The sequence below is a fragment of the Microcoleus sp. Aus8_D2 genome (assembly GCF_036702665.1).
Classification (GTDB): Bacteria; Cyanobacteriota; Cyanobacteriia; order Cyanobacteriales; family Microcoleaceae; genus Microcoleus.
This window is the reverse complement of sequence record NZ_JAUBUN010000030.1, coordinates 35,260-46,430: the sequence shown is the minus strand read 5'-3', so window position 1 is coordinate 46,430 and position 11,171 is coordinate 35,260. Positions and strand designations below refer to the sequence as shown.

7 protein-coding genes and 1 pseudogene are annotated in these 11,171 nt (G+C 46.8%); 2 read left to right on the top strand and 6 right to left on the bottom strand.

The features are described 5' to 3' along the window. Positions 1-90: 90 nt before the first annotated feature. The 4 genes from QUB64_RS21870 to gloA2 all read right to left on the bottom strand — a co-directional run bounded on the left by QUB64_RS21870 (position 91) and on the right by gloA2 (position 5,636). Positions 91-2,205 (bottom strand): catalase, encoded by a 2,115-nt coding sequence (locus QUB64_RS21870; RefSeq protein ID WP_333275444.1) that lies wholly within the window; start codon positions 2,203-2,205, stop codon positions 91-93. Positions 2,206-2,633: 428 nt separating this feature from the next. Beyond that, a complete protein-coding gene (locus tag QUB64_RS21865) occupies positions 2,634-3,404 on the bottom strand; it encodes an SDR family NAD(P)-dependent oxidoreductase (RefSeq protein WP_333275442.1) in 771 nt (256 codons plus the stop codon). 320 nt (positions 3,405-3,724) lie between these two features. Then, on the bottom strand, positions 3,725-5,017 hold the full coding sequence (locus QUB64_RS21860) for an endonuclease/exonuclease/phosphatase family protein (RefSeq protein WP_333275440.1): 1,293 nt from the start codon (positions 5,015-5,017) through the stop codon (positions 3,725-3,727). Between the two features lie 229 nt (positions 5,018-5,246). After that, the gene (gloA2, locus tag QUB64_RS21855; protein ID WP_333275438.1) at positions 5,247-5,636 is read right to left on the bottom strand and encodes an SMU1112c/YaeR family gloxylase I-like metalloprotein; all 390 of its coding nucleotides are present in this window, start codon (positions 5,634-5,636) and stop codon (positions 5,247-5,249) included. Between the two features lie 321 nt (positions 5,637-5,957). Between gloA2 and ilvC the strand changes: the two genes are divergently transcribed. Further along, positions 5,958-6,956 (top strand): ketol-acid reductoisomerase, encoded by a 999-nt coding sequence (ilvC, locus tag QUB64_RS21850; protein ID WP_333275436.1) that lies wholly within the window; start codon positions 5,958-5,960, stop codon positions 6,954-6,956. 1,015 nt (positions 6,957-7,971) lie between these two features. On the opposite strand, the gene QUB64_RS21845 is transcribed toward ilvC, so the two are convergent. Both QUB64_RS21845 and QUB64_RS21840 read right to left on the bottom strand, forming a co-directional pair. Beyond that, positions 7,972-9,636: an alpha/beta hydrolase gene (locus QUB64_RS21845; protein WP_333275434.1), complete on the bottom strand. Its 1,665-nt coding sequence runs from the start codon at positions 9,634-9,636 to the stop codon at positions 7,972-7,974. Between the two features lie 29 nt (positions 9,637-9,665). Beyond that, positions 9,666-9,815 carry a hypothetical protein gene (locus QUB64_RS21840; RefSeq protein ID WP_333275432.1) on the bottom strand — a complete coding sequence of 50 codons (150 nt, stop codon included), beginning with the start codon at positions 9,813-9,815 and terminating at the stop codon, positions 9,666-9,668. Positions 9,816-10,038: 223 nt separating this feature from the next. Here QUB64_RS21840 and QUB64_RS21835 point away from each other — a divergent pair. After that, positions 10,039-11,171: pseudogene (locus QUB64_RS21835) on the top strand (hypothetical protein); the annotation flags it as partial.

Here is an 11,171-nt window from a genome sequence, read left to right as displayed (position 1 = left end):
AGGACTTTAGTCCGCCTCCAAGAATAGGACTAAAGTCCTCACTACCAACCTATCTGATGATTTCTGGTTTTTCTATTCGGACGTGATTGCTTACGCAGGAACCATTTCCTTCTCAGTACGCATCCAGTGACGGTGCTGCATAATCGCATCGATGAAAGCCTGAGAAAACTGCCCTAAATCGCCACCGCTAGGACAAATCACCACACCTCGATCGGCTGCCACCTTGCCATTTACCGAGAGATTAACTCCCTTTAAATCTGCACTTGACAACAGATGGATACCTTCACCCGAAGCAGCGATCGCCTTGCAGTGCTTAAAGGCTTCAGTGACGAAATTAATCGCCGAACCTTCTTGTTTCAAGGTATTAATGCTTTGCTTGCCGCCGGGAACGTAAATCGCATCAAACATCACCGAAGCACCAGTCAGAAACGTCATTTCAGCATCAATTTCTTGACCGTTGGCTGTTTTAACTTTGCCGCCGTGCTTCGAGACAATTTTCGCGTGGGCGCCAGATGCGGCTAGCGCTTCCTTCACCGCCATCACCTCGTCGCCGTTGACGCCATCGGCTGCTAAAATTGCAACTTGACGGGATTTAATGGATGTTTTGGGCATCTTGTCGATGCTCAGAGCCGGCGAACTTTTGCCGTGATTGGGAATCACTTCTTTTTCCGGTTCAGGTAGTCCCAATCCGGCTGCAACTTGCTTGGCAAATTCGTGGTCGATGTGGTTGAACAATCCCAAAACTCGCTCTTTGACTTCCTTACTTTGAACTTTGCCTAATTCAAAATGAGCTGCTTTGACAATATGCTCTCTTTCTACTTCAGACATACTGTTGAGAAACAGCGTTGCTTGACTGAAATGGTCTTGAAAACTGTTGCTGCGCTCGCGAATTTTGTGCCCTTCCACTCGTTCTGCATAATGCACGAATCCTCCCATTGTTTCCGGCGACATCATGGGACAACCGCCGCCCAGCGAATTAGGAGCATAGTTGACTTTCGAGGTGTAGATGTTCGATTGCATTACGCCGTCGCGCTGATTGTTGTGGACGGGACAGACGGGACGGTTAATCGGCAATTCCGTAAAGTTGGGACTTCCCAAACGGTGCATTTGGGTGTCGGGATAGGAAAACAATCGACTTTGCAAGACTGGATCGTTGGTAAAGTCAATACCAGAAACTACGTTGCTCGGTTGGAAAGCAACTTGCTCGGTTTCTGCGAAGAAGTTGTCGGGGTTGCGATTGAGTACCATTTTGCCGATCGCCCGCACAGGAACTTCTTCTTCAGGAATCAGCTTAGTGGGATCTAGCAAGTCAAAATCAAACTTAAATTCGTCTGCTTCCTCAACAATCTGCACGCCCAATTCAAACTCGGGATAATCGCCCTTTTCGATCGCATCCCACAAATCGCGACGGCTAAAATCTGGATCTTTGCCGGCGAGTTTTTGTGCTTCATCCCACACCAGGGAATGCACGCCCAAAATCGGCTTCCAGTGGAACTTGACAAAGCGAGATTTGCCTTCGGCGTTGACAAAACGGAAGGTATGCACCCCAAAGCCTTCCATCATGCGGAAGCTTCTCGGTACAGCGCGATCGCTCAATACCCACATAATCATGTGCATCGATTCTGGCATCAATGAAATAAAATCCCAGAAATTGTCATGGGCGGCCGCAGCTTGGGGCATTTCATTATGAGGTTCCGGCTTGATCGCATGAACCAGATCGGGAAACTTAATTCCGTCTTGAATAAAGAAGACGGGAATATTATTTCCTACCAAGTCATAGTTACCTTCTTCAGTGTAGAACTTGACGGAAAAGCCGCGCACGTCGCGGACTGTATCCGCAGAACCGCGAAACCCTGTCACAGTGGAAAATCGGACAAATACGGGAGTTTTCACCGCTGGATCTTGCAGGAATTTGGCTTTAGTTAATTCTGCCAGCGATTCGTAAGGTTGAAAATAGCCGTGCGCGCCAGAGCCGCGCGCGTGAACCACACGTTCGGGAATGCGTTCGCGATCGAAGTGCGCCATTTTTTCGCGCAGGTGAAAGTCTTCGAGCAAAGTCGGGCCGCGCGAACCAGCGTGTACGGAATCATTGGTATTTGTGACACCCACACCTTGATTTGTGGTCAGATTTTCGCCTGCTTCTTGACGAGCGCGATCGAGATCGTTTTGTTTGCTTTGTTCGTTAACGGGAGTACGGTCAGTCATAATTTTTTGGGTAGTAAGATTGTGTTGTTGTCTTTACAAATCAGTCCGCTCATCTCTGCTCGATTACCCACCACAAAACAGGTTTGTAGTGAGAACTTCAGTCCGCAAAACAGGTTTGTAGTGAGGACTTCAGTCCGCAAAATTTCAGGTTTGTAGTGAGGACTTCAGTCCGCAAAACAGGTTTGTAGTGAGGACTTTAGTCCGCAAAACAGGTTTGTAGTGAGGACTTTAGTCCGCAAAATTTCCCAAAGCCGATCGCACTCCTACAAAAACTGCTATTGCAGTCGATCGCACCCACAAGATATAAATCAATACGCTGGGGATAAAAGAGTCTGGGAGACCAAACCCTGTATGACAAAAAATCGTCAACCCAAGCGTATTTATGGGAGCAAGCCGAATGCCTGCACCACAAGAATTATGAGAAATATCTATTTCTTAGCCGAACCCGGTTCAGTCAGTTGGCGGTGCACTTGGGCCTTGAGAGTATCGGGCAAAATTTTGCTGGCTGCGCCCATAATCTTAGTTTTGAGCGAACCTGCAATAATCTGATCTTGACCTGCCATCAAAGCCTCAAAACCCTGCTTAGCAACTTGGGCCGGATCGTCTTTCTCGTCCGCACCGACATTGGTATCGTCCATTTCGGCGCGGTGGAAGAAGTTGGTATCGGTGGGCCCCGGCATCAGGGCGGTGACAGTGACGCCCGTGTCTTTCAACTCGTTGCGCAGCGCCTGCGAGAAGGATTGGATAAACGCCTTTGATGCTGCGTAGACTGCCTCAAACGTCCCCGGCATCAGGGCTGCAATCGACGAAGTGAACAGAATCCGTCCCTGACCGCGATCGACCATATCCTTCACTACCCGTTTAGCCAGATGCACGGAGGATACGACATTGAGCTCGATCAGATTCAGTTCGTCTTTCAAGTCAGTTTCGCGTGCAAAGTCGCCGCCGACACCGACACCTGCGTTAATGGCGATCGCATCTACCGATCGACCAGTCGCCTTAATCTTGTCGTAGAGGGTCTCTACGCCTTCGTAGGTAGCAAGGTCTGCCTGCACCGTCTCCACCTGCGCGCCCAGCTTCTCAAAGGCTTGAGCGGCTTCGTTGATGCTCGGGCCGGTCGCCGTGACTAGCAGGTCGAAGTTGTGTCGGGCGAACTGTTTGGCGAGTTCGTAGCCGATGCCGTTAGAGGCACCAGTCACGACAGCCAAGGGCCGGGTTAACGAACTGTCCATAACCTCCAAACTCCTGTTTAACTCTCTACCAGAAAATCTGTGGAGTATAAGCTTTCAACTCCTACAATCCTAGGGAAGTGGCAGTGCAATTGCATCTTTCCAAAGAGGTACTGATATTGTTGTGTTTGAGATACTAGGCTGTGCGAAATAATTAAAAGTTGAGGGCCAGCAAGCGGGGTCGAGCGGTGAGGTATTCGGACATTTCCCCCAACTTTTTTTGCATCGGGCTGCAATCTTCGGCGCTGCGTAAAATTGAGATCAAGCATTCTGCCGATCGCATCCTGCCCTTAAATCACCAAATCCGTAATTAACGGCAAATGATCGGAACCGACATTGCTACCAGTATGAACCTTCAACACACCAATTTCTTTGCTGACTAGGAAATGATCGATCGGAATGTACAGCAGCGGCATAAAAGTCGGCCAAGTCGGTAACAGCCCAAAGCCCGATCGCGCATTGCGAAGTTTTCCGGTATTTACCATATTTTTGTAGAACGGCGACCACATTGTGGTATTGAAGTCCCCAACCACCACCAGCGGATTTTTGACTTGGGCGGCATACTCGCCGATGGCTGCTAGTTGTTGGTTGCGATCGATAAAACTGTGCTGTTTGATAGGGACAGACGGATGAACCAGCAGCAGAGAAATAGTTTTGTCTTGAAATTTCACATCCGCAGACAGGCTCCTTCTTTGCTGGGAAAAAGCTTGAACAGCAGCATTTTCTAAAGGCAGCTTGCTGTAGATGGTGCTACCAAATGCCTCAGATTCTTGTTGCCGGCAAGAGTAAGGAAAAATTTCGCTTAAAACCGCTAACTCGCGAGCCCAAGTTGTGCTGACTTCTACAAAAACTGCGATATCTGGTTGTTCAGCTTTAACCAGAGATATTACATCAGCATATCGCCGATTACCTGTTAAAACATTTGAATGCAAAATCCGCAGGTGTTGTCCGGGAGTTGCTCCGGCAAAGGCGGGCGCTGGAAAATACCAAGGAACAATTTCTGCCAAATTAATGATGATGCAAAATGTGCTTACCAGCCACCATCTTTTTTTTGAGCGCACCAGAGCGAAGAATATAAAAGTAGAGAAACCAACGATTAGATATTGTAGTTTAAAATGAGAATTTAACTCAAAAATCAGGTTTGATTCTCCCAGAAAACCTGCAATTGACAAGATTGCATTGACAATCGCTGCGGCAATAAACCATTTTAAAATTGCGTGCCTCAAACTAATAATTTTGTGATTGCTGCCATGCAGCACCGTCCATTTGAGCTTAATTTTGAGGTCGTTGGTAATCGGCAATTTATCAATTTCTATTACCAGTTGTTCCGGCTGTTCCAACTCTCGCCGCTTCTGATAAAATCTCACCAGCAAGCTATCTACTATAAAATAACTAAAATAATTGGCAACAAATCCTATAAATACCAACACACCTAAACTGATCGGCATACTCAAGGAAGCGCTTACCTTGAGCAAACCCGACCAAGCGGCCGCATCACCTGTTTTACCAGTAGCTTTTATGGCAATAAATAGGATTAAAGCAGGCAATCCGATGGTGATTGTGTTTCTGATGAGTCTGTCCATTATATAATTTTGGATTTGAGATTTGAGATGGCAATGAATAGAACTATTGCAAAATTAGAAAACTATTTTGAAATGCATCTGCGTTTATCTGTGTTTATCTGCATTATATCTGCGGTTAACTGGCTTTATCAAAAATTTATGCAATTTTGTCTAATGATTCATTCAGTTTATCGCGTGTGGATGGCGCACCGAATTGACTATATCCAGGCTTGAACAAATCGGATCATCTTTAAATTTCATAGATTTCTAACGGTAAGTTATCTGGGTCTCTAAAAAAGGTAAACCGTTTTTCTGTAATCTCGTCAAAGCGAATTTCTTCGACTTCTACTTGTTGCGATTTTAAGTAAGCAACGGATGCTTCTATATCCTCGACTGCAAAAGCCAAATGTCTCAAACCGCAAGCTTCAGGATTGTTCACTCTTTTGGGAGGATGCGGAAATGAGAACAGCTCAATCATCGCGTCGCCGTTTCCGACTTGCAAATCTAGTTTGTAAGAATTCCTCTCGCTGCGGAAAGTTTCTTTGATAATGGAACATCCCAAGACTTCTACATAAAATTTCTTGGACTTTCCGTAATCCGAGCAAATAATCGCGACATGATGTATTGCTTTTATTTTCATCTTAAACAAGTTAGTTGCGTTTTTCCAACAGCACAGCACGCTACTGACAATTATATTTGACTTCCAGCAAAACCTGCTAATACCATTTTCCCCAAATAATGGAACTGTCGCCCCGTGCTCCAAACCCTTATCCAGTAAATCATCTCCAATCTAAAATCTAAAATCTAAAATCTAACATGGTCTAACTGAAGGGCGATCGCCCTTTGTTTTCCCCCATCCAAATCTTAATCGGTAAAATTCTGCAAAAAAAAGCACCCCACTTTGATAAAATGAGAGTTTTGCACTCACTCACCCCATTTGCATCTCAAGGAGACAAGCACTATGGCCCGTATGTATTACGACACCGACGCCAACCTAGACCTCTTAGCCAACAAAACAGTTGCTATCATTGGCTACGGTTCCCAAGGACACGCCCACGCCCTCAACCTCAAAGACAGCGGCATGAATGTCATTGTCGGTTTGTATCCCGGTAGCAAATCTGCCGCCAAAGCCACCGACGCAGGTTTAACTGTTCACCCGGTAGACAAAGCAGCCGCAGCCGCTGACTTCATCATGATTTTGTTACCCGATGAAGTTCAAAAAACTATTTACAAAGAACAAATCGAACCGAACCTTTCAGCAGGAAATGTTTTAGCATTTGCTCACGGTTTTAACATTCACTTCGGCCAAGTTGTCCCCCCAGCCGACGTAGACGTAGTAATGGTAGCGCCCAAAGGCCCCGGACATTTGGTGCGCCGGACTTACGAACAAGGCGAAGGTGTTCCGAGTTTGTTTGCAGTATATCAAGATGCTTCCGGCCAAGCGCGCGATCGGGCAATGGCCTATGCTAAAGGTATCGGCGGCACCAGAGCCGGCATCCTCGAAACCACTTTCCGCGAAGAAACAGAAACCGATTTGTTTGGCGAACAAGTAGTTTTGTGCGGCGGTTTGAGCGCCTTAATTAAAGCTGGATTTGAAACCTTAGTTAACGCTGGATACCAACCGGAATTAGCTTATTTTGAATGTTTGCACGAAGTTAAACTTATCGTTGACTTAGTAGTAGAAGGAGGCCTCGCCAAAATGCGCGACAGCATCTCCAATACCGCAGAATACGGCGATTTAACTCGCGGCCCCCGCATCGTCACCGATGACACCCGCGCCGAAATGCGTAAAATTCTTAGCGAAATTCAATCCGGCCAATTTGCTCGCGAATTTGTTCTGGAAAACCAAGCCGGCAAACCGGGCTTTACCTCCATGCGCCGTCAGGAAGCAGAGCATCCGATTGAAGAAGTTGGTAAAGATTTGCGCGCTATGTTTAGCTGGTTGAAAAAGCAGGCTTAATCGATTTTGGATTTGAGATTTTAGATTTTAGATTTTTCGTTTTATCTAATATCTAAAATCGCCAATCTAATAGTAATTGTCAAAACTCGGGGAGCATCTCTTTTTTGAAAAAAGCATTTTTATTATAGTGCTGTAGAGAGCTCGCGAGTCTTGCACTGATCGCGAGCTCTCTACAGCACTATGAAATGCTAAACTGAGATACTCCCAGTAGTCCTAGGGTGTGTCGGCAGGAAAAATCCCTAAATTAAGAAATAGAATGTCACAGCGACGCACCTAACAACCAAATCCCAGACATAAAACCAACACTCATGCAACAGACAAAAATCATTCAATAAGTTCTTCCTTCTTCCTTATTCCTTCTGTCCACTGCTTTCGGAGTCAACTGTCACAGGTCACAGGTCACAGGTCACAGGTCAAAACTATCGACTAGGGTTTTTTTGCAAGTCCTCAATCTCCTTATCCCTTTGCTTATTTACATCTTTCGGCTTCACCCATGAAGGCCACAACCCGACGAAGAACTTTCTACTTGCTAAGCTGGTATCTCTTACAGGTTTGGGGAGAAAAGTTAAACTGTCACCGTAAAGGGTAAACAGGGCTATAAACAGAACCACTAGCGGGATAAGATTTTTTTTAGACATGGCAGTTTGGGCTTTGAGTTTATAAAAGTCCTTTTCTATATTTTGCCCTCGCAGCGACAAAAAATATCAGCAACGGCTCAAGAAAAATAAAGCGCTGGGCGAAGCGGGCGCCGATACAACAGGAAAGGCTGCTAAGTCGCAATATGGTGTCCGATCGAACTACAACTATAAAATAGGTTGGTAGTGAGGAATGCAAGTCCTCAGATTTGGAAGAGGACTTGCATTCCTCACTACAAACACCATTATTTTTGGTGAGGATGCACCTATTCCGATCCCCCCTAACCCCCCTTAATAAGGGGGGGACAAGATTTCGAGCTTTCTTCCTCCTCCAAGCAGAATGACTAATGACTAATAACTAATAACTAATGACTAATGACTCATGACTCATGACTCTGCTGAATAAAAGTTTGCACGATTGCATTAGTTTCCGGGGAAATTCCTGTTACCAGGCGCACCGGAATTGCATTTGTAGAAGCAAATTGTGCGTATTCTGGGGTGAGAAAGATTGCATATTTGTCTGCTTCTGCCGTTAGTTGAGCGGCACTGGCCAGACTGATAGCTTTAATATAATTGCGTATGCTAACGGCTTGCTCGCCGACAACTTCGTCGCCAGTCATTACTGTGATCGGTCTGCTAACTTGGTCTAAGGTTGTACTCGGATCTTTGACGCTTAAGTGGGTTCCTCCTACAAAGCCGACTAGCCATTTGGGAGCGGTAATCTTTTGGAAGCAGGCAATTTGTTCGACTAAGGCGGGTGTGGTTTTGTCGGCTGAAGATGCTACTATTAATGTGGGAATTTGAATGGCACTTAAACCTGTTTCTCCAAATAGTAATGATGTTGTGGGATTCATGGCGATCGCCCTTTTAATCCTAGCATCCCGCAATTGATACCGTTCTTGGGGCAATCGGGCCGCCGCGCACTGAATGCCTTCGCCCAAGCTAAACCCGATTAAGTCGCCCTGACAGCGCTGTTTGATCCCGGTCAATTGCAGTTCGGCGCCGGCTACGGACAAGGCTGTGGCGCCACCGAAGGAATAGCCAATTATCATCGATCGCTCGATCGCAATTTTCCCCTGCAAGTTATCATCAGTTTGGTTCAACTTGGCCAGTTCATCCAGCACAAAACTGATATCTTTAGGACGGTCTAAAAACTCCTGAGCAGCTAGCAACCGAGACTTACCCGCGATCGCAGCATTGGTATTCGTCTCGTTGCTTCCCGGATGTTCTACAGCAGCTACCACATAGCCGTAAGACGCCAAATGCTCGGCTAAGTAGCGCAAATCCGTGCGTACCGAGCCCAAACCGTGAGAAAAGACGATCGTCGGTTTGTCAGCAGTCGCGGCTCTCGACCAGTAGACATCAACCGGAATAGGTCGATTGCGGGCGCTATCGTTCAAATCTAGCTTTAGTACCCGCACGGAATTCGGCCCTGACTGGGTTGGATCGAAAGGCGGGTTAAACGCGGGTTTAACCGCCGCTAACTGAGGTGCGATCGCCGCCATAAACCTCTGAGTTTGCCAAAAACCCGAGTTCAAATTGCTTAAAACTGCGAAAGCTCGATCGAGATCCACCACAAGCGGCGAATTCGGGTAAGATTCAATAAAACTCAATACAGATAAGCCTTCCGGCGCGTTCGCTCCCAGCACCAAGGCCGCTCGCAGTGCTTCCACACCCGCACCGTCGGAGCGGGGTATGACTGTAGTCAAATCCGTCAGGATCGCAGTCCCGATGCGCGTATTTAGCAAGTTGCTCAAGCCGACTACATTGAGGGGAATTTTGGCTTTGAGCGCTCCCAAAATTTGACTGCGCTGTGCCTCAGACAGCAGATTAGCGTATGCTTGTAGTCTGGCGGGGACTTTTCCTGTTTTTGCAAGTTCGCGCAAATCTGCAACGGATATTGACGACTCTAAAATACCTTTGCGGACAACAACCGTTTCTGCTGCTTTTACAGGGGATGTCGCGCTGCTGAAAGTGCCGAGCGCGATCGCGCTACAAACACTCGCCACTGAGGAAAACCATCTTAAATTTGGTGTGATGCTCATTTTTAGCTGATTGAACTAGAGGGATATCACTATATTCTCAGAATTGTCCCAGATACCGATAAATTGTGTTCAGGTGCTGATAAATTGTCTCGGAGTGCGATCGCAATTGGTGAGTTTGCAGGAGTGCGATCGCCAATTTCTGTAAACATATTTAATTCCCGCTCAATCATCATGCTCATAGTTCCTCATTTTCCGCCAAAAACAACCATATTTAACTTTTTTACCGCCCAATATGACTGATGATTTAACCTAATATGACTGAGAATTTAACTAAACAGCGGCAGCGGACGACTCAACCTGTTTTGTAAACTTTTGGCATCTCAAATTTAAGGTCGTGCCACCCGTTTCACAACAGGTTTAACCGTCGTGCTAAAGTAAGCTATAAAATCTGGAAAAAAAATCATGAGTTTTATAAGCAACATTCCCATAGTTGATGGCATTCAGCTTGCTGATGCCAACCCCGCTCAAGCAGATACTGTCAACTACACCGTCACTTTTAATCAAAGTGTTACCGGAGTAGATATCGCAGACTTAACCCTGAACTCGACCGGAGTAACGGGTGCAAGTATCGCAGCAGTTACAGGTAGCGGTGCATCCTACAATGTCAGTGTTAACACTGGTCAAGGATCTGGCACCGTCGGATTAAATCTCGTCGATAATGACTCGATTAACAATTCCCTACTTATACCCTTAGGTGACGTAGGTCAAGGCAACGGCAACTTTATGGGGCAAAATTATACTATTGATAAAACTCCCCCCACAGTCAGCTTTGACCCAGTTACTCCAGATCCGCGCAACACCAGTGTTAGCAAAATTCCTATTACTTTCAGCGAACCTGTAACTAACTTTAACACAGCCGCTCTCACTCTCACTAACAATGGAGTAGTTGTTCCTCTCACAGGTGCTACCCTAAACACTAGCGACAATACTAATTGGACTTTAGACAACTTGACGGGATTGACCGGTGGCGACGGCAATTACCAACTCTCTCTGACTGCTGCTGGTTCTGGTATTGTCGATCGAGCCGGCAACGCTCTCAACACAAATGCTAGCGATATCTGGAGTGCCGACTTCACGGCCCCGACTGCCGCTACCAGCTTAAGTAACATCAACGCAGCAGGTGGAAATGCTTACAACTTCACTGTCACTTATACCGACAATACAGCCATTAATGTCAGTACCTTAGATAGTAAGAATATCTTGGTCGCAGGCCCGGATGGCAAAACCCAACAGGCCACTCTGGTAAGTTTCACACCCGTAGGTAACGGCACTCCCCGCACGACCACCTACTCGTTCGTGCCCCCCGATGGCACGTGGGATACGGCAGATAATGGCACTTACACAGTACAGCTACAACCTCAACAGGTCAGCGACACTGTTGGTAATTTTGATGTAGCTGGCAATTTGGGAACTTTTACAGTCGATATTGCACCGATCGTCCCGCCGACACCGCCGACGCCGATCGTCCCGCCGACACCGCCGACGCCGATCGTCCCGCCGACACCGCCGACGCCGATCGTCCCGCCGACACCGCC

Coding starts and splice junctions, on each gene's coding strand:
- QUB64_RS21840 (WP_333275432.1), bottom strand. CDS start 9,815: ATGAGCATGATGATTGAGCGGGAATTAAATATGTTTACAGAAATTGGC.
- QUB64_RS21845 (WP_333275434.1), bottom strand. CDS start 9,636: ATGAGCATCACACCAAATTTAAGATGGTTTTCCTCAGTGGCGAGTGTT.
- QUB64_RS21860 (WP_333275440.1), bottom strand. CDS start 5,017: ATGGACAGACTCATCAGAAACACAATCACCATCGGATTGCCTGCTTTA.
- QUB64_RS21870 (WP_333275444.1), bottom strand. CDS start 2,205: ATGACTGACCGTACTCCCGTTAACGAACAAAGCAAACAAAACGATCTC.
- gloA2 (WP_333275438.1), bottom strand. CDS start 5,636: ATGAAAATAAAAGCAATACATCATGTCGCGATTATTTGCTCGGATTAC.
- ilvC (WP_333275436.1), top strand. CDS start 5,958: ATGGCCCGTATGTATTACGACACCGACGCCAACCTAGACCTCTTAGCC.